At 33.2% G+C, this 22,831-nt stretch carries 24 protein-coding genes; 11 read left to right on the top strand and 13 right to left on the bottom strand.

Going from position 1 to position 22,831, the window contains the following annotated elements:
* The first annotated feature begins 28 nt into the window (after nucleotides 1–28).
* Genes ACFQ0I_RS14115 through ACFQ0I_RS14090 form a run of 6 tightly spaced genes read left to right on the top strand, consistent with a single transcriptional unit; the run spans nucleotide 29 to nucleotide 6,189 of the window.
* Nucleotides 29–1,006, top strand: coding sequence for a stage II sporulation protein M (locus ACFQ0I_RS14115; protein ID WP_379943330.1), 978 nt, complete (start codon nucleotides 29–31; stop codon nucleotides 1,004–1,006).
* Between the two features lie 2 nt (nucleotides 1,007–1,008).
* A complete protein-coding gene (locus ACFQ0I_RS14110; RefSeq protein WP_379943328.1) occupies nucleotides 1,009–1,929 on the top strand; it encodes a hypothetical protein in 921 nt (306 codons plus the stop codon).
* Nucleotides 1,922–2,647 carry a hypothetical protein gene (locus ACFQ0I_RS14105; protein ID WP_379943326.1) on the top strand — a complete coding sequence of 242 codons (726 nt, stop codon included), beginning with the start codon at nucleotides 1,922–1,924 and terminating at the stop codon, nucleotides 2,645–2,647. Before ACFQ0I_RS14110 ends, ACFQ0I_RS14105 begins: the two co-directional genes overlap by 8 nt.
* Nucleotides 2,640–3,860 (top strand): DUF4350 domain-containing protein, encoded by a 1,221-nt coding sequence (locus ACFQ0I_RS14100; RefSeq protein WP_379943324.1) that lies wholly within the window; start codon nucleotides 2,640–2,642, stop codon nucleotides 3,858–3,860. Before ACFQ0I_RS14105 ends, ACFQ0I_RS14100 begins: the two co-directional genes overlap by 8 nt.
* Complete coding sequence (locus ACFQ0I_RS14095; protein WP_379943323.1) at nucleotides 3,860–4,858, top strand: AAA family ATPase; 999 nt, start codon at nucleotides 3,860–3,862, stop codon at nucleotides 4,856–4,858. The genes ACFQ0I_RS14100 and ACFQ0I_RS14095 overlap by 1 nt, the downstream gene beginning before the upstream one ends.
* Nucleotides 4,858–6,189 carry a DUF58 domain-containing protein gene (locus tag ACFQ0I_RS14090; RefSeq protein ID WP_379943322.1) on the top strand — a complete coding sequence of 444 codons (1,332 nt, stop codon included), beginning with the start codon at nucleotides 4,858–4,860 and terminating at the stop codon, nucleotides 6,187–6,189. Before ACFQ0I_RS14095 ends, ACFQ0I_RS14090 begins: the two co-directional genes overlap by 1 nt.
* Before the next feature lie 54 nt (nucleotides 6,190–6,243).
* Here ACFQ0I_RS14090 and rpsU read toward each other — a convergent pair whose 3' ends face one another.
* From rpsU to ACFQ0I_RS14045, 9 genes are all read right to left on the bottom strand, one after another.
* Complete coding sequence (gene rpsU, locus ACFQ0I_RS14085) at nucleotides 6,244–6,438, bottom strand: 30S ribosomal protein S21 (RefSeq protein WP_372756713.1); 195 nt, start codon at nucleotides 6,436–6,438, stop codon at nucleotides 6,244–6,246.
* 84 nt (nucleotides 6,439–6,522) lie between these two features.
* Nucleotides 6,523–7,689, bottom strand: coding sequence for an acyl-CoA dehydrogenase family protein (locus ACFQ0I_RS14080; RefSeq protein WP_379943320.1), 1,167 nt, complete (start codon nucleotides 7,687–7,689; stop codon nucleotides 6,523–6,525).
* Nucleotides 7,690–7,702: 13 nt separating this feature from the next.
* Complete coding sequence (locus ACFQ0I_RS14075; protein WP_379943318.1) at nucleotides 7,703–8,395, bottom strand: ComEA family DNA-binding protein; 693 nt, start codon at nucleotides 8,393–8,395, stop codon at nucleotides 7,703–7,705.
* A 202-nt stretch (nucleotides 8,396–8,597) separates the two neighbouring features.
* Entirely contained in the window at nucleotides 8,598–8,741 is a 144-nt protein-coding gene (locus tag ACFQ0I_RS14070) for a hypothetical protein (RefSeq protein ID WP_379943316.1), read from the bottom strand.
* Nucleotides 8,738–10,408, bottom strand: coding sequence for a sodium:calcium symporter (locus ACFQ0I_RS14065; protein WP_379943315.1), 1,671 nt, complete (start codon nucleotides 10,406–10,408; stop codon nucleotides 8,738–8,740). Before ACFQ0I_RS14065 ends, ACFQ0I_RS14070 begins: the two co-directional genes overlap by 4 nt.
* Nucleotides 10,409–10,559: 151 nt before the next feature.
* The gene (locus ACFQ0I_RS14060) at nucleotides 10,560–12,164 is read right to left on the bottom strand and encodes an alanine/glycine:cation symporter family protein (RefSeq protein ID WP_379943314.1); all 1,605 of its coding nucleotides are present in this window, start codon (nucleotides 12,162–12,164) and stop codon (nucleotides 10,560–10,562) included.
* A 99-nt stretch (nucleotides 12,165–12,263) separates the two neighbouring features.
* Nucleotides 12,264–13,283, bottom strand: coding sequence for a potassium channel family protein (locus tag ACFQ0I_RS14055; RefSeq protein WP_379943312.1), 1,020 nt, complete (start codon nucleotides 13,281–13,283; stop codon nucleotides 12,264–12,266).
* Between the two features lie 3 nt (nucleotides 13,284–13,286).
* A complete protein-coding gene (locus tag ACFQ0I_RS14050) occupies nucleotides 13,287–13,514 on the bottom strand; it encodes a PspC domain-containing protein (protein WP_379943310.1) in 228 nt (75 codons plus the stop codon).
* Nucleotides 13,515–13,577: 63 nt separating this feature from the next.
* The gene (locus ACFQ0I_RS14045; protein ID WP_379943308.1) at nucleotides 13,578–14,849 is read right to left on the bottom strand and encodes a DUF2851 family protein; all 1,272 of its coding nucleotides are present in this window, start codon (nucleotides 14,847–14,849) and stop codon (nucleotides 13,578–13,580) included.
* 105 nt (nucleotides 14,850–14,954) lie between these two features.
* Between ACFQ0I_RS14045 and ACFQ0I_RS14040 the strand changes: the two genes are divergently transcribed.
* The 5 genes from ACFQ0I_RS14040 (at nucleotide 14,955) to ACFQ0I_RS14020 (ending at nucleotide 18,109) form a co-directional block, all read left to right on the top strand.
* On the top strand, nucleotides 14,955–15,500 hold the full coding sequence (locus ACFQ0I_RS14040) for an RNA polymerase sigma factor (RefSeq protein WP_379943306.1): 546 nt from the start codon (nucleotides 14,955–14,957) through the stop codon (nucleotides 15,498–15,500).
* 53 nt (nucleotides 15,501–15,553) lie between these two features.
* The gene (locus ACFQ0I_RS14035) at nucleotides 15,554–16,057 is read left to right on the top strand and encodes a hypothetical protein (protein ID WP_379943304.1); all 504 of its coding nucleotides are present in this window, start codon (nucleotides 15,554–15,556) and stop codon (nucleotides 16,055–16,057) included.
* Between the two features lie 68 nt (nucleotides 16,058–16,125).
* Nucleotides 16,126–16,668, top strand: a complete 543-nt coding sequence (locus ACFQ0I_RS14030; RefSeq protein WP_379943303.1) for a hypothetical protein — start codon at nucleotides 16,126–16,128, stop codon at nucleotides 16,666–16,668.
* Nucleotides 16,669–16,680: 12 nt separating this feature from the next.
* Nucleotides 16,681–17,577: a hypothetical protein gene (locus ACFQ0I_RS14025; protein ID WP_379943301.1), complete on the top strand. Its 897-nt coding sequence runs from the start codon at nucleotides 16,681–16,683 to the stop codon at nucleotides 17,575–17,577.
* Between the two features lie 136 nt (nucleotides 17,578–17,713).
* Entirely contained in the window at nucleotides 17,714–18,109 is a 396-nt protein-coding gene (locus tag ACFQ0I_RS14020) for a DUF2721 domain-containing protein (protein ID WP_379943299.1), read from the top strand.
* Between the two features lie 74 nt (nucleotides 18,110–18,183).
* Here the strand turns inward: ACFQ0I_RS14020 and ACFQ0I_RS14015 are convergent, their stop codons facing one another.
* Genes ACFQ0I_RS14015 through ACFQ0I_RS14000 form a run of 4 tightly spaced genes read right to left on the bottom strand, consistent with a single transcriptional unit; the run spans nucleotide 18,184 to nucleotide 22,805 of the window.
* Nucleotides 18,184–20,133, bottom strand: coding sequence for an OmpA family protein (locus ACFQ0I_RS14015; protein ID WP_379943298.1), 1,950 nt, complete (start codon nucleotides 20,131–20,133; stop codon nucleotides 18,184–18,186).
* A 10-nt stretch (nucleotides 20,134–20,143) separates the two neighbouring features.
* Nucleotides 20,144–21,082: a PorP/SprF family type IX secretion system membrane protein gene (locus tag ACFQ0I_RS14010; RefSeq protein ID WP_379943297.1), complete on the bottom strand. Its 939-nt coding sequence runs from the start codon at nucleotides 21,080–21,082 to the stop codon at nucleotides 20,144–20,146.
* Nucleotides 21,083–21,091: 9 nt separating this feature from the next.
* Nucleotides 21,092–22,663 (bottom strand): Ig-like domain-containing protein, encoded by a 1,572-nt coding sequence (locus tag ACFQ0I_RS14005; protein ID WP_379943295.1) that lies wholly within the window; start codon nucleotides 22,661–22,663, stop codon nucleotides 21,092–21,094.
* Nucleotides 22,623–22,805 (bottom strand): Ig-like domain-containing protein, encoded by a 183-nt coding sequence (locus ACFQ0I_RS14000; protein ID WP_449288680.1) that lies wholly within the window; start codon nucleotides 22,803–22,805, stop codon nucleotides 22,623–22,625. The genes ACFQ0I_RS14005 and ACFQ0I_RS14000 overlap by 41 nt, the downstream gene beginning before the upstream one ends.
* Nucleotides 22,806–22,831 lie beyond the last annotated feature (26 nt).

Raw genomic sequence — 22,831 nt, 5'->3', positions numbered from 1 at the left:
TATATTCGTTCTTTATTAAAAAAGTTTTATGCGCGAAGCTTCTTTCGTTAAGCAAAATAAGGAAAAATGGATGGTTTTTGAAAGTGCATTACATAATAATGCAAAAATAAATCCTGATGACTTAGCTTCCTATTATATTCATCTTACAAACGACTTATCGTACGCACAAACCTATTACCCTGATAGCAAAACCTTGCTATATCTTAATTCGTTAGCTTCAGAAGCCCATCAAAAAATTTACATTACCAAAAGAGAATCTAAAAACAAAATTGTATCGTTCTGGAAGTATGAATTTCCTTTGTTTTTTAAAACATATCATAAAACGCTGCTCTATGCTTTTTTAATATTTATGTCTGCCGTTTGCATCGGTATCGTATCTACATTAAATGATGATTCGTTTGTACGTTTAATTTTAGGCGACCATTATGTAAATATGACCATTGAAAACATTGAAAATGGCGAACCCATGGCCGTTTATAAAAGCGGAAGTAATATTGGATCGTTTTTAGGCATTACCATAAACAATATTAGAGTAGCCATTATTGCTTTTGCATTCGGTGTGTTTTTTAGTGTTGGCACAATGTACATTCTGTTTAGCAATGGCATTATGCTAGGCGCCTTTATAACATTTTTTTATAACTACGGCATTTTAGAGAAAACATCGACTATTTGGCTACATGGCACCATCGAAATATCGGTAATTGTCATAGCCGGTTGCGCAGGTCTTGTAATGGGAAACAGCTTTTTATTTCCCAAAACTTATTCGAGACGTGTAGCTTTTACAAAAGGAGCCAAAGACGGATTAAAAATAGTGGTTAGCACGATTCCGTTTTTTATAATCGCTGGTTTTATTGAAGGATTTATTACAAGATACGGCGAACAAATGCCCTCGATAATATCGTATGGCATCATAAGTTGTTCTCTTTTTTTAATCGTATTTTATTATATTATTTACCCCATTAAACTTAACAAGATTTACAAATCTGAATTGAATAAAATCAAATAAACGTGAATACACCGTACATAGAATTTCGAAACAGAAATGCCTTCGGAGACATCATAAATAGTTATTTTTTATTTCTTAAATACAATTTTAAAAAATACACCGCCTTATATCTACGCTATAATGCCTTAAGTATTATTCTATTAATTACTGCAAGTTATTTATTGGTAACGGGTTTTATGGGCTTAGCAAGTAGAGATTTTAGATTCGGTATGAATAACGATGGCGAACATACCATCTATTTAATTGTTGGAGCTATTGTTTTAGTGCTTATACTTTTTATTACGGCGCTTATAAACTACAGTTTTTCAAGTGCCTACCTTGCAAATTATGTTAATTACGAGGGCGAGTTCGAATCTAAAACTGTCTGGCAAAAAATTAGAACCAATTTAGGTACCATTTTAATATTTATTGTTTTAGGTGCCGGACTTTACTTTGGCTATTTAATAGTCTCAATAATTTTTGCTTTTATTCCTATTATTGGAATGCTTATACAATACGGACTAAGCTTTTTGCTGACCGCGTTTTTCGGTTTGTCTTTTATGTCTATTTTTTCGACTGATAAAAACATAAGTGAAGCACTTTCTGAAGGTTGGTCATTTACCTTTTCTAGCCTTGGCAAAGTAATTTTATACGGATTGGTAATAGGTATTTTAAATTTAATGATTACCATGCTTATAATTTCTATACCTGGTTTTATTATAGCGATTTACGTTTATTTTTCAATAGAAAGCCATGTCGATTTAATTACAAGCGTATTTGCCAATGTTGTTTTCACATTAGGCTTTGCCATGTTTTTATTGGCGTTTATATATTCGCAAGCGTTGTCGCAAGTAGCCTACGGTGTGCTGTATTACAATATCTATGAAGAAACAAACAATGAATTTTTAAGAAGCAAAATCGATCAAATTGGTGTTAATGAATAAAAACATTCAACATATCTTATTATTCACTTTTGGTGTTTTATTTTCGAATATTGGCGTTTGTTTTTCACAAGAATACGTACAGAAAGACACTTCTAATATTAAAGTCAAGCACTTTAAAGAAGCCATAAAAGAACGCTATAAAGGAGATGATTTTAATTATTCTATAAACGACACAGGCGGCGTTAACCTAATTCAAAGGGTTTTGCAAAAGTTTTTTGGCTGGCTAAATGATATTTTTGGTGTTAATATAGATTTCATTAATTACAAAACCCTCGAGTATATTGTTTACTTGTTTTTAGCTATTACAACGCTATATCTGCTTATTAAATTTTTAATGCAAGCACCTGTCAATTCGGTTTTTAAAAATGAAAGTCAGGATATTAACGACTTCAACTATGTTGAAGAAAACCTTAAAGATGTAAATTTTGAAACCTTAATAGACGATGCCTTAAATGATAACAATTACCGATTAGCGACACGCTATGCGTACCTAAAAAGTTTAAAACTACTGACTAATAAGGAAATAATTGAATGGCATTACGATAAAACCAACAGCGAATATCTTAACGAAATAAAAGACGAAAACACGAAAATTATATTCAAACGCATTTCGTATATATATGATTATGTTTGGTATGGTGAATTCCCCATAGATAAAGCTATTTATGATAAAAATCTTGCTGATTTCGAAAAAATAAACACTCTACAACATGGATAAACGATCTAAAATAGCCCTATACGCCATAGGTGTTGTGATCGTTTTAATAATGATTGCAGAAATAACCAAACCCAAAGCATTAAATTGGCGCGATTCGTATTCGGCATCCGATAAAATCCCATTAGGATGCTATGTTGTTTTTAACGAACTAGAAAGTTTTTCTAATCAACCAGTAACCACCTCAACAACAAATAGTTTCGAAAGTTTAAAGACATTAGCAGACGCATCAAAAACAACAAGTGTTTTTATTAATAATTTCGTGTCATTCGACAAACAATCCTCTGAAGCCTTATTAAAATATGTTGAAAACGGAAATACCGTGTTTATTAGCACCAACTATTTTTATGGAATTTTAAGCGATACTTTAAACATTAAAGTTGGCACAGACGCGAATGGGCTTTATAAAAAACCTTCATTAAATTCCTTTACCAGCCCTTATTTAAAAAAGTACGAAAAGCGCTTTACAGATGTTATAGAAAACAGCTATTTCATAAAAATAGAAACAATTAATGCCGTGGCATTGGGTACTATTAAAATTGACAAAGGTGATAAAACAATTAACGATACTATACCAGATACGAATATTAATTATATAAAAATGCCTTATGGCACCAAAAATGGTGCTTTCTATATCCATACCAACCCTTTTGCATTTAGCAATTATCACATGCTAAACGATAAAGAAGATTATGCGGCTACCGTACTTTCTTATTTACCAAAACAGCCCATAATTTGGGACAACTATTATAAAAGCGGAAGAAAAATAATTACAAGTCCGCTGCGATTTGTGCTGCAAAATCAAGCTTTAAAATGGGCCTTTTACATCGCACTTTTAACATTCGTTCTGTTTGTTATTTTTAAAGGAAAACGAACTCAAAGAATTATACCTGTTGTTGAACCTCTAAAAAATGCCACCTTAGATTTCACTAAGACTATTGGCGATTTATACTATCAACACGGCGATTTTACCAACATCATCAAAAATAAAATTCAATATTTTTTAGAACAAATTCGGTCTAAATACTACCTTAACACCAACGAATTAAGCGAGAGTTTTATTACTAAATTAGCCATTAAATCATCCAACAAAAAAGAGGATACTAAAGCATTAATAAACTTTATTGTTTATTTAAAATCGAAGTCGAATCATACCGAAAATGATTTGATACAACTCAACAATCTTATAGAAAAATTCACAAAACAAACATCATAATGGAAGAACAAACTCCGGAAAATCAGGATATAAATTTTGAAAGTAGAATAAATTTAAAGCCACTTCAAGACCACGTTGAAGCCATTAAAAAAGAAATAGGCAAAATTATTGTTGGTCAAAATGAGATGATAGAACTTCTTATTATTTCAATTTTATCAAATGGCCACACGCTTATTGAAGGAGTGCCAGGTGTTGCAAAAACCATTACGGCAAAACTTCTTGCTAAAACACTGGCGGTAGATTTTAGCAGAATACAGTTTACCCCAGATTTAATGCCCAGCGATATTTTAGGAACCTCCATTTTTAATGTAAAAACCAACGAGTTTGAATACAAAAAAGGCCCTATTTTTTCGAACGTTATTTTAATTGACGAAATTAACCGAGCTCCTGCCAAAACACAAGCCGCTTTGTTTGAAGTTATGGGCGAACGCCAAGTAACTATGGATGGTACTAAATACATTATGGAACCTCCTTTTTTAGTATTTGCCACTCAAAACCCCATTGAACAAGAAGGGACTTACAGATTACCTGAAGCACAATTAGACCGTTTTCTGTTTAAAATTAATGTGGATTACCCATCACTCAATGATGAAATACAAATTTTATTAGAAAACCATCAAAGGCAAGATACACTCGATTTTGATTCTGTAGTCCCGGTTTTAAATGCGAAACAAATAGCTCACTATCAAAATTTAATTAAGCAAATTATAGTTGAAAATCATCTTTTAACTTACATAGCTTCTATTGTTAATAATACGCGCACCAATGCGAATTTGTTTTTAGGTGCTTCACCAAGAGCTTCCATTGCCATACTAAATACCGCAAAATCGAATGCTGCCATTCAGGGAAGAGATTTCGTAACGCCAGATGATATTAAACGTTGTGCGAAAGTGGTACTTAAACACCGTTTATTTTTAACACCCGAACGCGAAATGGAAGGTTATACTGTTGAAAAAGTGATTGATCAAATTTTAGAAACAATAGAGATTCCTAGATAGTGAAACAACTTCTTAAAAACAGCTATTTAAACTCACGCTTTTTTATAAGTGCAGGAACGCTTGTATTCTTATTTATTCTGTCCTATATATTTTCAGGACTTTTTATCATTACCCAAACACTCTTTTTTGTTTTTTTAGCGCTGGTTTGTATCGACTACATTTTGCTTTTTAAGCAAAAAGGCATTGTTGCATCGCGTATTTTACCAGAAAAATTAAGTAATGGCGACGATAACCCGATAGAAATTTCAATAAAAAACCATTATAATTTTAATTGCACCTTAAAGCTTATTGACGAATTACCTTTTCAATACCAAAAAAGAGATTTTGAAATTAATATTACTTTAAACAAATTAAACCATAAAAAAATCGCTTACAGTTTACGGCCGTTAGAACGTGGCGAATATTATTTTGGACATTTAAATATTTATGCATCAAGTCCGTTAGATTTTATTTCCAGAAGATTTCAATTTGGAAAAGATGCCATGGTGCCCAATTACCCATCGTTTTTACAACTTAAAAAGTATATGCTTTTGGCCTTTTCAAATAAGATATTTGAATATGGTCTGAAAAAAATTCGGCGTATTGGTCATACCATGGAATTTGAGCAAATAAAGGATTATGTGCAGGGTGACGACTTACGGAATATTAACTGGAAAGCGACTGCCAAAAGCAATAAATTAATGGTAAATCAATATCAAGATGAACGGTCGCAACCCGTTTATAGTGTTATTGATAAATGCAGAGTAATGAAAATGCCATTTGACGGCTTAAGTCTGCTAGATTACGCCATTAATGCTGCCTTGGTAATAAGTAATGTAGCTTTAAAAAAACAGGATAAGGCTGGTATATTTTCATTCTCAAGAAAGGTTGAAAACAAAGTTGTTGCAGAACGCAGACCATCGCAAATGAACAGTATACTGGAAACACTTTACAATGTATCTACCGATTTTGCTGAATCTGATTTTTCAAGATTATATATTGATATCAAACGGAATTTGAATCAGCGCAGTTTATTGTTGTTATATACAAACTTTGAAACCTTAGATGCCTTACACAGGCAACTGCCCTATTTAAAAGCCATTGCTAAAAATCATTTGTTGGTGGTTATATTTTTTGAAAACACCGAATTACAAAAGCTCACCCAAAAAAGTGCCGTTAACACCTTTGAAATTTTCGAAAAAACAATTGCCGAAAAATTTATCTACGAGAAAAAATTAATTGTGAACGAGCTTCAAAAACATGGCATTCAAAGCATTTTAACTGCGCCAGAACAGTTAACTATAAATACCATAAATAAATATCTCGAAATTAAAGCGCGGGGTATGTTATAATAAAAAAAGACTTTCAGTTTCCTGAAAGTCTTTTTTATTTATTTGCTTATAAGATTATATATCTTCAGCATCTCTTAAACCTTGAATGTATTGTGCTTTTTGTATTTGCGCTCTACGTTCAACAGATGGCTTTGTAAATTGTTTACGAGTCTGTAACTGACGCTTAACGCCTGTTTTATCAAACTTTCTTTTAAAACGCTTTAGCGCTCTATCTATATTTTCTCCTTCTTTAATCGGTATAATTAACATAGTGTCTTAACCTCCTCTCTTTTAGATTTTCAGTGTGCAAATATAAAATTAATTCTGAATTCTGAATTCAAAATTTTAATTTTTTTACGTTGCCGGTTTATATTCTTTATTGTCTATAATAATTTTAGCTAAAATCTCTCTTAAAATCTCCGATGTTCCGCCGCCAATAGGTCCTAACCTGCTATCGCGCAACAATCTAGCCATCGGATAATCTTCCATATAACCATAGCCACCTAAAAATTGCAGACACTGGTAAATAACCTCATCGGCCACTTTTGTCGATTTAAGCTTCGACATGGTCGCTTCTTTTACAACATATTGCCCTTTGTTAAGTCTATAAGTTACCGAGTAATTAAACGCTTTACAAAATTCTACTTCGGTAGCTAAATCGGCAATAGAATGTCTTAACGCCTGAAATTTATTAATAGATTTACCAAAAGCATGGCGTTCAGACATATATTTTAAAGCATAATCTAGAGCAAATTCTGCACGGGCATGCGCATTAACTCCCATAATTAAACGCTCTAATGAAAAGTGCTGCATAATATATTGAAAGCCTTTGTTTTCTTCACCCATTAAATGAGATGCAGGAATCTTAACATTATCAAAAGCAATCTCCCCAGTATCTGATGCGCGCCAGCCCAATTTATTTAATTTAGTTGCCGAAATACCTGCAATATCTCTATCAACTAAAAAAATACTGATGCCTTTGTTACCTAATTCCGGACTTGTTTTAGCCGCAACAATAAGGTAATCGCTGTATACACCATTGGTTATAAATGTCTTGGAACCATTAATTATATAGTGATCGTCTTGTTTAACGGCTGTTGTACGCATACCTGCTACATCGCTTCCACCAAAAGGTTCCGTGATGCATAAGCATCCAATTTTATCACCTTTAATACTTGGTTTTAAATAATTTTGTTTGATAGCTTCATCACCTTCGGCATTTAAATGCGTCATGGCAAGATAAACATGCGCCCAAATGGCAGCTGCAAATCCACCTGAATTTACTTTTTGAAGCTCTTCTAAAAGAATAATTGTATAAAATAAATCTAAATTTAAACCTCCATAAGCTATGGGGTAATTAATACCGAAATAGCCCATATCGCCAAATTTTTTCCATATAAATCTGTCGATAGTGCCTGTTTGTTCCCATTTTTCAATATGAGGAACAACTTCTTTTTTTAAAAACGCTTGTAAACTTTTTCTAAAAAGAATATGTTCTTCGGTGAAGTACATACTATTCATTTGTTTTCCATTTTCAATCAAGCGACAAATATAATTTAATTATATCGATTTTATTTACTGGAAAGTCCTTAACTTTTTTTAATTCGTCTATCGATTTATAACCATCTCTTAACTTGCGTTGTTCTACAATATTGAAGGCTAAATTATAATCGATGTGCTGAATGGTAACCAACTCATCTACAGACGCTTTGTTTAAAATTATTTTATTAATTGCGCGTGGTGATTTTACTGCAAACGCCTCACTAATTTTTTCTATAACCTCTGGTTTTAATCCGTAAACATCTTGCAGTTGAACCATATCAATAAAACCGCCAGGAAAAGAGTTTCTAAGTTTTATAATACGTTCTGCATAATACGCACCAATACCATGCACTTGCTGTAATTGTTCTGCAGTGGCCTTATTTAAATCTAGCTTTTCTGCAAAAGTTTTTGGTTTGTTGTTGAAGGCATAATTAGTTTTTTCGACCGTTTTTGACGCATTATTAACCCAATCTGGAAATTTAAAATATGGTGAAATGGCATCTAACAGCGAATCTGATATTTGAGTAACTTCCTGAAATTGTTTGGTAGAATTAATCCATTTATCTTGCTTTCTAAAGGCTAATAATCTATCAATCTCTTCATTAGTCATGCCTAAAGAAGCACCTTTAAAATCGGTAATATAATTAGGATTAAACGGGTATATTTTCGGTTTTCTGGATTCCATCTCCAGTAATTTAAGCGAATCTATTTCTCTTTGAAATTTTGCTAATTCAGTTTTATTGACGTTAACTTCAGGAGAAGAAAAATCGATAAAAAAATAAATACATTGAAAGATAACAATGAGTACTATTAATAAAATAATCCCATTTCTCTGTTCTTTAGAATAGGTGAAATGGGATATTTTAAGGTTAAATTTCAATGTAATATTATCTTACCACATCATCGTTATCTAAGTATGAATCTGGTTCAGGCTTAGGTGGTGTTGTTAAAACTTTATAGAAAAAATAAGACATAAAAGCGATTACTACGCCTTGTGCTCCTATTAACATAATTAATGCTTCGGTTTTCATAATGTGGCTCTCCCTTCTTTTCTTCGCTTATTAAATGCTAAATATACTAATAATGAAATAAATATAAATAATGACATTAACATTATTCTAGCAATGTTTATATAAAACATTTTATCGTTTAAACTTTCTATTACCAGCGGATCGGTAGCCATGGCTAATTGTTCTTTTAAGCCTGCATGGGTAATTGTTTTTATAATGGAGGTGTTAGACAAACTCCATCCGTTACCAGAAAATAAGCTATTTAAATTTCCAGACCAATCATTATTCAATGGCGAAAATAAAGCCCCTAAAAACACCACAATTAGCATTAATGGTGTTACGTATTTAATAATATACTTATAAAAGTTCGGCACTTTAATATCGGCACCATCTGTAATTTCTCGCCAGCCTTTTTTCAAACCAAAAATCCATGAAAACAAGATTGTTTCCATCATTGCAAAGACCACTAAACTTACGGTTCCCGCCCAATAATCATATTCATCAAATACCCCTTGCTTGAAAAAAAATACAGTTGGCAAACCCATTACAAGCGCTAAAGCGCCAAATGTCCATGCTCCTTTATTACTACCCCATCCAAATTCATCGCGCATAAAGCCCATCCATGGTGTACCCATGGCCAGCGAACTGGTTATGCCTGCAAAGAATAACAAACCAAACCACATAAAACCGCCTATGGCAGCTAAAATCGGCCCCCATTGTTGGAATAAATAAGGCATGGTTTGAAACGCCATTCCGAAGCCTGCATTATTTAGAACCCAATCAAGACCTAAATAACCTGCAGCGATAGGAATTACAATAGCGCTACCTAAAACAACCTCAACAAATTCGTTCATAAATCCTGCAGAAACAGCATTTAAAGCGATATCGTCCTTACTTTTTAAATAGGCTGCATAGCAGTGAATGGTTCCCATACCGACAGAAAGCGTAAAGAATATTTGACCTGCAGCGGCCATCCAAACTTTTAAATCGAGGAGCGAGCTATATTGCGGTGTCCATAAAAAGTTTAATCCGTCCCAGGCATTGGCATCCGGAAACATTTCTGAAGCTCCACTTGTACCTAAAGTATAACCTCGAACAGCTAATATTACACCAAATAAGATTAATAGCGGCATTCCTATTTTTGCAACCTTTTCAATGCCTTTTAACCCTTTAGAAAGTATGTATACATTAATTGATAAACATAATATGTAAAATAAAACGGCTTCATAAGGAATTCCTGTTGTGCTATGCGCTATATCAATATACGAATCAAAAAAACCAGCTACTTCGCTTTGCGACATGCCCACAAACGTCCCTTTTAAAGAGTGAAATACATAAGACATGGTCCACGATTCTATATAGGCATAATACGAAACAACTGCTATATTGGTAAAAATTCCAAAAACACCAATGTATTTAAGAACGCGACCTTTAACCATAGAGTCTAAAATATACGGCGTACTGTGGTTACCAAATTTACCACCATATCTTCCAGAAGACCACTCAATAAATAACAATGGAATTCCCATTAATACAAAACATACTAAATAGGGAATTATAAAGGCGCCGCCACCATTTTGAACGGCTTGTACTGGAAATCTTAGAAAGTTACCTAAACCAACAGCATTTCCCGCCATTGCTAAAATTAGACCAATACGCGAGCCCCATGCTTCGTTTGATTTTGACATAAATACTAATTATGGATTGTAAAATAATAAAAGCGAATATCGTAAAAAATTTGACATATTAAATAATAATAGCTATTATCATTAAAAAAATCAATTTGCAATTATAAAGGGCCTTAAAAAATAGATTTTTATAATATTTTAACTTAAAAAGTTAAGAATTTCTCGCTTTAATCGCTTTCATATAGATATTCAGTTCTTCTTTAACTTTAGGAGCAAGAATCACCAATCCAACCATATTTGGTACCATCATTGCAAAAATCATGGCATCAGAGAAACCAATTACAGATCCTAAACTTGCTGCCGAACCAATTATTACAAAAACACAAAACAATAATTTATAGGTGTATTCTGCCTTTTTACTTCTTCCGAATAAATATGCCCAACCTTGAAAACCATAGTAAGACCAGGAAATCATGGTACTAAATGCAAATAAAACAACAGCCACGGTAAGCACATATGGAAACCAAGATATTACCGAACCAAAAGCACCAGAGGTTAATAAGATTGCCTGAGCATCGTTTAATGCAGCATTTTCTGCCGTTACATTTCCGGTGATAATTAAGACTAATGCTGTCATAGTACATACTACAACGGTATCTATAAATGGTTCTAATAAAGCTACCATTCCCTCACTTGCCGGATATTGTGTTATAACTGCTGAATGCGCTATCGATGCAGAACCTACACCAGCTTCGTTTGAAAAAGCAGCACGTCTGAAACCTTGCACCAATACGCCAATAGCACCACCTGCGATACCTTTGGGACTAAATGCGCCATCGAATATTTGCATAAAAGCACCTCCAATCATGTCGTAATTAGCAAAAATTACAAACAATGATGCCGCTACATAAATAACAACCATGAAGGGCACTATTTTATCAGTCACTTTTGCAATTTTCTTTATACCACCTATAATTACAATTCCAACCAATACCGACATAATTAACCCAAACAGCCAGCCTTTTCCGTGTAAAACTGAATTAGCACCACCTGTAATATTCTCAACTAGTTGAAACGCTTGATTAGCCTGAAACATATTACCACCTCCAAACGATCCACCAATAACAAAAATGGCAAACAATACAGCTAATAATTTCCCTAATTTATCTAACCCTTTTGATTTTAAACCTTTGGTTAAATAATACATGGGTCCACCGTAAACCGTTCCATCCTCATCAATATCTCTGTATTTTACCCCAAGCGTACACTCTACAAACTTAGACGCCATACCTAGTAAACCAGCAACAATCATCCAGAAAGTTGCGCCTGCGCCACCAATAGAAACCGCAATGGCAACACCGGCTATATTTCCTAAGCCCACCGTTGCCGATAGTGCCGCTGTTAATGCCTGAAAATGGGATACTTCACCCACATGCCCTTCAACACGTATGGTATCGGGGTTATCGTCTTCATCTGTAAATTTAGATTTTGAAATTTCTACTTTATGATCTATTCGTCCTTCTAAATCATCATAATTACCTCTTACAATATTAATTGATGTCCAAAACCCAGTAAAATTGACAAGTTTAAAATAAAACGTGAAATAAGTGGCACCCAATATTAAAGGGAATAATACCCAAAACACCTTGATATTTTCGCCGAATGGAATCTGATAAAAAATGAGATCAACGAACCAACCCGTTGCGTCTCCGAATGCTTGATCTATTTTTTGGTCGATGCCTATTTTTGTTGTGTTTTGTGCAAATGTTATAAATGGAATTACGAATGTAAAAATAGAAAGCAGATTTTTCTTCATAGAATTATAGTAATTTTTTGAAAGATATTTAATAAAGGAGTTCAAGATGCTAAAAAAATATGGTTTATTGAAACATTTGCTGTTAAAAAAGCAAAAAAATTAATCAATATTGTAAATAGTATTTAGCGCTTCAATCTGTTCTGGTCGTCCTAAAACGATGATTCTAGAGTTGATAGCCAACTCTAACTCAGCTTCTGGGTTTACAAAATATTCCCCATTTTCGTCTTTATACCCAATAACCGAACAACCCGTTTTTCTTCGTAAGTCTAACTCTTTTATAGTTCCGGTTTTTTGTCTGCCAAATAATTTTTCGACCGCAACTTCTTCAATATTAATGTTTGATTTTCCAACAATCGACAAGTTATCTATAAACTCCATAAGCCCTGGAATAACCACCAAAGACGCCATATGATCGCCTCCAATTTTATCTGGCAAAATCACATTGTTAGCTCCGGCGAATTTTAATTTATCATAAGAAGATTCGTTAGATGCGCGACTAATGATATTTATATTTCTATTAATTTGTCTTGCTGAAAGCACTACAAAAAGGTTATCGGCATCATTAGGTAAGGCCGAAATAAAATTTGATGCACGCTCTACACCTGCTTGTAATAAAATTTCATCTTCGTTGGCATTTCCTATTACATAAGGCACATTGTCTTGCTGTAATCGTTCTTCTAATTCCTTATTTTTTTCAATAACAACAAACGATTTATTATAAGCCAACAATTTTCTAACAGCTTGTTTTCCATTTCTGCCATAACCACATACAACCACATGGTTTTTAAGACGATCTATATTCTTTTGCATTCTTTTATATTTTAATTCTTCAAAATGGTTTTTGCTTAAAATATATTCTGTTATAATAGAAAGTGCGTAACCCATGATTAACACACTTGCTAATATTAAAAATATGGTGAAAATTTTAGATTGATTGTCTAACGGCATTACTTCACCAAAACCAACGGTGGTCATTGTAATAACTGTCATGTAAGCAGCATCAACCCACGAGTAATTAGAAATTGTTTTATATCCAATAACACCGACTAATAATATAAAAACCATTAAAAAAATGGCTGTATAAATTCTGGTTCTAAAAAAATTTGCTACTGGGTTCATAAATTATAAATCGAAAACCGACGAACGTTTTGTATAAACCAAATCTTTAATTCGCATCCAAAAAGCCAAAAACAAATACAACGCGAAACCAAAACCCAGTGTTACAAAGGTTAAATACATAAATGTGGTACGCACCACTTTGGTTCTTATGCCCAAACGTTCCGCGATACGCTGGCAAACATAATATCCGTGCTTTTGAAAAAACAATAATGGTTTATAAATACTGTTCATGCTGCAATTTAACACTTAGTTTACAAGTTTTAAAGTATAAAGTTTAAAAGTTTTTCTAAAAACCTAGTTACTTATTAGTTTGCTTCCCACCGCACATTGCAAACATTTATTCTTCGAGCAATATTCGGTTTTTAATTGAATAAGTGCCTGAGAGTGTAAAGACGATGTAGCGACCTTTTTTAAACGATTAAAGGCATCTATAACACTGTTCTTTTCGGAAGCCATTTGATTGGCAATTTCTAGAAATACAGCATCATTATCTTGACCCTTTTCTTTAGAATAGCAAAATTTTATAGGTAAAATGGTATTTATTAAAAGTAAGTCGATAAACGATTTTGTTAGGACTTTTGTTGATGAAGCAGATTCTTTTTGAAATGTATAATGCGTTTTCCAGAACTCGGAGGTGGACACATTAAACAGCTTGTAAAAATCGGATAATGCATTTGTTTCTATAATTTTTGAAAACAGATTTTTATGATTCACATACAAACTTGCCAATTGTGATAGTCGTATTGTTGGGAAATTTGGTGGTCGTAATCTAAAAAACTGCAAAGGCAGTACTTGATGGTTTTCGAGATTAAACTTATGTTTTAGAAACTGATAGTCTTTTACTAACTCTAGATAATACGCCGATTGAATATCGTCTTCCAACAATCCTGCTTGTCCAAAAAACAAGGCTTCTAAGGATTTAATGTTAGATTGTGTTTTTCTAACTATCGAAAAATCAATTGATTTAGCTACACTAAAAAACGCTTCTCCATTTACCTTCAATCCAAAATTCTTTGCTAACATGATAAAAAAAACAGCTTCCCAATCGTTTTTGGTGGTATTTAAAAGTTGCTGAATAACTTCCGATTTTCGTTCCAAACGTTCTAAATACAAACGCTCGAGCCAATTGTTTAAAACAAAATCGTCTACCGTGGCAAAATCATTTTCACAATTAATCCATTTACCGTTTTTAGAAAATAGCTTTTCATAATTATTTATAACTGCTTTATTAGTAAAATCTTTTAATTGCAAAGTAGGAATTGCTGTATTGTCTTTTCTAAATACCTCGGTGTCGTGTTCCCAAACTACATGTAATATAACATTATCATACGCCTTGTCTTGTTCGTGATTATGCAAAAACCAATCGGACGACTTGATATGAATTTCTACATTACCAGCCCAAAGCTGCTGCCCTATTGTAAGTTGCGCGTTAAAAAAATCGGGGCCAGCATTCAAGTTATGTTGTCCCACCGTTGCAACAAGAATCGGCTCGTTTGTAGTCGATTTTAAATTTGAAAAGTCGAACTTTTTATATTTCCAGATGTAATGTAAAAAATCTTCTTGCATATTACTAAACTAATAAAAATCGAGGCTATTTAGGTAAATAAATTTTTGTAATTTAAAACAAACTATTTGATAAAAGAAGGGTCTAAGTTATAAAATCTTCGAATTGTGAATCAAGAAGTTGAACTTATTAAAAAACTTAAAAATCCTAAGTTTAAAAATGAAGCTTTTAAGGATTTACTTGATCTGTATCAAGAGCGGTTGTATTGGCATATTCGAAAAATAGTTATAACCCACGATAACGCCAACGATGTACTACAAGAAACCTTTATTCGCATATTTAACGGCATACATAACTTTAAAGAAAAAAGTACGCTACACACCTGGATGTATCGCATTGCTTACAATGAATCTATTCGTTTTTTAGAAAAGAATAAGGTAAAAACTTTAGTGCCATTAGAACAAGACGCTAACCAATACCTTAAAAATTTAACACAGGATAGTTTTTTTAACGGTAACGAATTACAATTAAAACTTAACGAAGCCATTGCTACATTAACAGACAAGCAAAAACGGGTGTTTCAAATGAAATATTTTGATGATTTAAGTTTCCATGACATATCAGAAATTTTAAATATCAGTGAGAACACCTTAAAGTCATCTTATTATTCTGCCGTAAAAATTATTGAAGAAAAAATATTAGCACAATGTTAAACAAACTATTTAAAGCAGTTCGGGTCTAACAGAAATCAACAACTATAAACATTATGAAAAATTCAAACCAAAATAAAAAAGACATTTCAAAGTATCACAAGGATAAGTTAGGAATGGACATTCCTGAAGATTACTTTGCCAAATCAAAAGCAGCTATTCTTAACAAAGTCATTAAAGCTGAAGAACCTAAACAAAGCGTTTTTTGGCTTAAACCAATGTTTGCATATCCTATGGCTGCCAGCATCATACTAGCGCTAGCACTTACGATTTGGATGCATAATGAGAGCAAACCCAACGAGGTTCAAATAACCAATACCAAAGACATGCAACTCTTTGATTCAGATTTTTTAGAAGACGATTTTTTAGTTTCGTCGCTAATGGTACCAGATGCTGAAATGAACCACTTTTTAGACAGTTATATAATAAACAATGTTTTAATTGAAGCCGAAAAATCTGAACAAGATTTAGAAAACATTTTCATGAACTCCATTTTAATAGAAGATTCGTTAATAGACAGCTATATAGATAAAAGTTTAATCGAAAATATTGTTTTATAAAACCAAACTATTTTAAAAATTTAAGTTCTAAGTAGTAGAACAGATTTAAAAATATAAACTCATAAATCATGAAAACAACATCATTAAAAACAGTAATCGCATTATTTAGTTTAATAATGTTTTTAGGTACAGGTAGTACTCTTTTTGCTCAAGAAGATGATTACACACCTATTATGAACCAGTTAACACTTCAACAAAAAGAAATGTTACAAACCCAACGCCAGTTAATGTTGAAAAACAGAGAACAACTTAAAGCGTCTTTAACTGCGGAACAAAAAGCCATTTTACAAGACAAAACTCAGACTAAAGAACAAATAAGATTGCGTTTAAAAGAATCTTTCACCGATGCGCAAAATCAAATGATTCAAAGTCAAGAACGTCAATTACGTCAGTTAAGAGACCAGTTCAGAGAATCTTGCACACAAGAACAAAGACAAATGCTACAAGAACAAATGCAACAAACCAGACAACAATCTGGCCAAGGCGAAATGAGAAATGGCGAAGGCTTTGGAGGTAATGGCAACAATGGAACAAAAACCAGAAATAACGACGGAACACGTACTGGTAACGGAAGCGGAAGCGGAAACGGGAATGGAAATGGAGGCAGTTAAAATCTTGTAAAGATGAAAACGCAATCCTTTTTTAAAAAACAACTATTAGTACTTTGGTTGCTGCTTTTTATGGCGGCAACCGCTGTTAATATAAATGCCCAAGAACCAAAAGAAGACGAAATTGACATGCTTCTCGACGAACTCTTTTTTAACGAGCAACAGTTTATGAATGATATTTTAGATTCATTCAATACCAATAATTTTATTTACACAAATGTATCTTTTAACAGTAATACTTTTTTTTCGGGTCGCGATTCTGGAATCAATCAATTTAATATGGTGCCACAAATATCGTATTACAGCAATTCAGGATTTAACATTAGCGTTTCTGGTATTTATTACGAAACCTTTAGCCCGCATTGGGATTTTACCAATATTGCCCTCGGTTATTACAACACCCTTGGTAAAAACAAGCTTATTAATTATAATGTTGGATATACCAGATATTTTTATGCCAACGGTTGGGACGCTTTTACAAACTCAATAGATTTAAGTTTAGGCATACGAAACAAAAAACGAACACTAGGCACAAAACTAGCAACGTCTTATTTATTTGGAACCGATCAATCCTTTCAAATTGTGTCGCGCACTTACGCCAATGTTGCTATAGTTAGAGAAAATGATTTTACCTTAAAATTTAGACCTCAACTAAGTTTTTTGATGGCGCAACAAACCACAGCTTTAGAACAACTTAACACAATAGATGATGTGACCACTGTGGAATATATTTACAACGACATCTTCGATTTATTAAACACACAAATTAATATTCCGTTTATTTTAGTAACCAAATCTTGGGATTTTGAATTAGGTTACAATATTAACTTGCCTTCTCGTGTTGAAACAGAACCCGAGCTTAAAACAACCAGCTTTATAAATCTATCAATTGGGTATTTAATAGATCTTTAATTAAAACAAAAAGATATAATTTAACAGAAGAGAAATCCAATAGGGTTTCTTTTTTGTTTTGTGTCGCTAAAAACTTTAGAGATTATTTAAAATATATCTTTTAAAAGTTCTATAACTTTGAAGAAAATTTAAACACATGGAAGAATTAACCCTTACCACACCAGCAGTACTATTTTCGGCCATTTCACTGATTATGCTCGCCTACACCAACCGATTTTTAGCCTATGCTGCAACCATACGAGATTTACACAGTAAATACCAAAAAAACAAAAACAAGGTATTAATTGCTCAAATACAAAATATTAAAAAACGCCTGTATCTAACCCGGTCTATGCAAATATTTGGTATTTCTAGTTTACTACTTTGTGTATTAACAATGTTTTTAATTTACATACAACAACACACCTTGGCTATTTGGGTTTTTGGTACTGCACTTATTTTACTAATTATATCTTTAGGATTATTGATTATGGAAATACAAATTTCTGTAAAAGCGCTAGAACACCATATTAGCGATATAGAGAATAGTTAGAAAATGTGTTTGCTATTAACTCATTGCTCCTATCAATAAAAGAAAAACGACTTCAATTGAAGTCGTTTCTTTTTTTATTTATCGAAGGTTTCAAAGTTTACTATTATAAATAGAGAACGCCTATTTTCCTCATGTTCTGCATCAGAACATTTATTCCTAAATCCGTTAATGCAACGATTTACTAATTGAGATTCACCGTAACCTATAGCACTTTCAATTTGTTTCTCTGAAATTCCTTTTGAAAAAATATAGTCTCGAGTAGATTTTGCACGTCGATCTGATAAGGCTAAATTATAGGCATCATCACCACGACTATCTGTATGGGATTCAATTTTAATTATCATTTTAGGATAGTTTTTCAAAACAGCTACTACTTTATCTAATTCTAATGCAGCATCAGGTCTTATATTCCATTTATCATAATCAAAATAAATAGGATTTATATTAATATCATTAGGTTTTAAGTATAAATCGGCATTAATTTTATCATTCGGTATATTCGTGGTAAATAAGTTTTTCACGCTCGATTCATGTCTTAATTTGCTCGCAGTAACTATAAAATTAGTTTCACAATCCTGATCTTCAAACATGTACATACCGTCTTGGTTAGTAAGAGTATTTTCTAAATCGATTCCGTCTTTATCCTTTAATAATACTTTTACGCCTTTTACTGGTTCATTTGTTAGCACATCATAAACAATACCTACAATACTTTGCTGACACTTTTCTATTAAAAAAGCATAAATGTCATCGCTTCCTTGTCCGTTTTCTCTATTAGAAGAAAGATATCCGGTTTTTTCGCCATCATTCGTAAAAAAAGCAAAATCGTCGTAGCCACTGTTAAAAACAGGTCCCATATTTTCAATAGTCACCAGATTAGACAATCCTTTTTTAATGGCATCTGTTTTATAAATATCTAATAAACCATAGCTGTTTTCTATATACCCATCAGAAGAAAAATATAAAGTAGAATCTTTAGCTACAAACGGAAACATTTCGCGTCCTGAGGTGTTTATTTTTGGACCTAAATTTTTTGCTTCACCAAGTGTGCCGTCTTCATTTATGGCTACGACATACAAATCTGATTGACCATATCCTCCTGCTTTATCTGAAACAAAATAAAGACTTTTTTCGTCTGGACTTAAAGTTGGGTGCCCTGTAGAATAATTTTTATCATTAATTGAAAGATCTTTTATATTACCCCATTGCCCATCAATGAAGCTCGCGCGATATATCTTTAAATTATTGGTACCCTTTTTATCGTAAACAGCTTTGTCATTTTTCTTAACATTATTACCCGTAAAATATAATGTTTTGCCATCTTTAGTAATAGTTAATGTGCCTTGATGGTTCGAAACCGAGTTAATAGAATCTGCAGCAATCGGTTCAAAATTTTCAATTTCAACAGAATCATCCGTTTTCTTTACTTTGGCCTGATAAATTTTTAAATACGGTTCTTCATTCCATTTATAAATTTTATCCTTTTTATTTTTCGACATTTCTTCTTTTGAAGCCGATGACGAAAAGTAGAAATTCCCAGATTCATCTTCAAATCCACCAAAATCGGCAAAACTCGTATTGGTATTTAAGTTTATTAGCTTTAACTGAGGCTTAGCTTCAAGGTTTGTTGTAACGTTACTAAACTTAGAATTTAGAATAAGACTATCTGTTGGTGTATAATTTTTAAATCGGACAAGCCATTCGTCTGCAAGTTTGTTATTGCCGACACTTCGAAGCGTTTGAATGTATTTAAACATAAATTTTGGGGTAATATCTTGCCCCTTTTTAGCCACTAGCGAATACCACTTTAGTGCTTGTTTAGAATCGGAATTTTTATAATAGCAATCGCCAATTCTAGTTAGCAAATAGGCAGAACTATCCTGCTTTTCCAGTGCTTCGATGTACATTTTTGCAGCCTCCAGATAAGCAAAATTTCTATATAATTTATCGGCAACTCTGTTTCTTTGAGCATGTAACATAAAGCTGCATAGTGTAACAAAAATTAATAAAGTAAAATTTTTCATAGGACTCGGATTAAAAATATCTTGGAGATTTTTTACGTTTTTCATTAAAAGGTTCAAATATAATTAACACCTCATGAGTACCTCCAAAATATGGTCTGATTTCTGATACATAATGTTCATAAGCATACCCAATTCTAAACTCTTTCGATATTTGGAAATCTGCTATAGCGCCAAGAGAAGCGGTGTTCTCATTAAATCTGTACGAACCACCTAACCATAATTTTTCTTGAAATAAAAAGTTAGCATTTAAATCTACCGAAAGTGGTGCTCCGTTGGTAGCCTTAATTAAATAGGATGGTTTTAACTTAACATTACTATTTAAGTCGAATACATACCCTCCGGTAAAATAGTAACTTACACGCTCTAGCGCGATATATTCTACATTAGAGGTTTCTTCTGTTAAGCTATAATCTGTATTTATAATTCGTGGTGCCGATAACCCAACATACCATTTGTTGGCATGCCATAGAAACCCTGCACCTACATTTGGATTCCATTTATCGGCATAATTACCAAAGAAAGGATCGGAAGTTACTATAGGGTTATTTAAAAATACTTCATCTAAATTATAGTGTGTAAAACCACCTTTTAATCCGAACGACAATTTAGTATTTTCACCTGTGAAAATGGTATATGAAAAATCTGCATAGGCATATACTAAATTTTCATAACCAGGTTGATCGTTTATAACAGAGAACCCTAATCCTATTCTATCATTTCGCAATGGAGAATGGACGGATAAGGTCTGAGTGGTAGGCCCGCCGTTTATACCAACCCACTGGCTACGATGCAAACCTACAACAGACAAGGTTTCCCTACTCCCTGCATAAGCTGGATTGATTGATATTGTATTAAACATATACTGCGAAAATTGAGGCATTTGCTGAGCAAAAGTTACTGACCATGTCAATAATATCAATATGACTAAATTATTTTTTAAAATCTTCATAGCTTAAGTTTATTTAGTTCCAATATACATTAGACCTGTTATTGGGGCTTTTCCGCTACCTATTAACGTTACTACATAATAGTAGGTGCCACTTGGCACTTGACCTGCCGGACCTACCGACGATTTATGTATGAAAGCATTCCAGTCGTTTTGATAATTATTAGACTGATAAATTATTGCTCCCCATCGGTTTACAATCTTAACATCAATTTTAAAATCGCAATCTTCAACACCCGAAACATTGAAATACTCGTTATGACTATCTCCGTTAGGCGTTAGTAAGACTGAAACAACAATATTATCAAGATCACATCCTTTAACCGCACATGCGTTGTTTACTTCAATAGAAGCCTCTATATAAGTTGGGCAACTAGAGTCTTTTTCTGTATAACTAAACGTGATGGTTTCAGAATCGTTTTCGCCACTAAGACTAATAGACTTAGGATTGAAATAGTGCCCATCTAGTATCGATGCATCACCAGAAACAACTGCCCAAGTTCCGCCGGTATTATAATTACCCGATAATAAATTAAATAAATTAAACACTTGAGATTCAACTTCACTGTCCACACAAAGACTAATATTGGTAGACGTTACCGCATCGTTTTGTAAAGTTAATGCTGCACTTGTAGTTGAGGAATTTCCACAATCATCAGTCACCGTATAAATAACCTCTAATTTTCCTGCATTCAAGTTATCGAAATTATAATTTGAGGTAATTGTTACTGCTTGATCTACACTACAATCGTCTTTAGCACATGCCTCCAAAGTGGCTATGTTACTTGAATTCCATTGGTCTGCCATTTCTTTCGCCGAATTTAAACTACATGATAGCACTTTGTCTTCTAGCGTACAATCTGATATATCTGGTGGTGTTGTATCTATTATTGTTAATGTTACAGATAAAGTTGTTGCGTTTCCGCTATCATCAGTAACGGTATAAGTAACATCGATACTTCCACTTAATCCACATGAACTGTTGAAATTACTAAAATCAAAATCGGATGTAACCTGTCCAGTTAAACTGGTGTCACAAATATCTTCGGCACAAATTTCTAAAGCCGCAATATTTTCAGCATTCCAAGTTTCGGCTACCGATTGATTATCCAAACCACTACATTCTATCGTTTTATCATCAATGTTACAACTTACAATATAAGGCGGTTCAGCATCAACGATCGTGATATAAACCGTAGCCTGATCGCAAGCTTGTGGTGTTCCGTTATCACAAACGCTATACACAAAACTATCTGTTCCTGTAAAATCTGCATTTGGTGTGTAGGTGAATGTTCCATTGGTATTCAAAACTAACAGTCCGTTTTCAACGCCTTTTACTGGTGTGGTATTCACTGTTTGAGTATCGCCTTCTGGATCGGAATCGTTTTCTAACACATTGCCTAAAATACTATCACAAGTATTATTATAAAATGCATCGTCGTTGGCTAAGGTTATATTAGCTTGGTTATCTACCACGGTGATTACGACTATTGCGGTATCACATAATGATGGTGTGCCACTGTCGCAAATAGTATATACAAAACTATCGTCTCCTATAAATCCTGTTGGTNACAAAACTATCATCGCCTATAAATCCTGTTGGGGGTGTATAGGTATACTCACCTGTGTTTGGATCGATTGTTACGACAACACCTTCCGCAGTGGTAACTGTGGTGGTAGTAACGATTAATGTATCGCCATCTGGATCAAAATCATTTGATAACACATTGCCCGTTACCGGAGTATTTATTT

Origin of the sequence: Mariniflexile aquimaris, assembly GCF_042676825.1 — a bacterium.
GTDB lineage: Bacteria > Bacteroidota > Bacteroidia > Flavobacteriales > Flavobacteriaceae > Mariniflexile > Mariniflexile aquimaris.
Note: the sequence above shows the minus strand (reverse complement) of the source record. Positions and strands in the feature narration are given on the sequence as shown.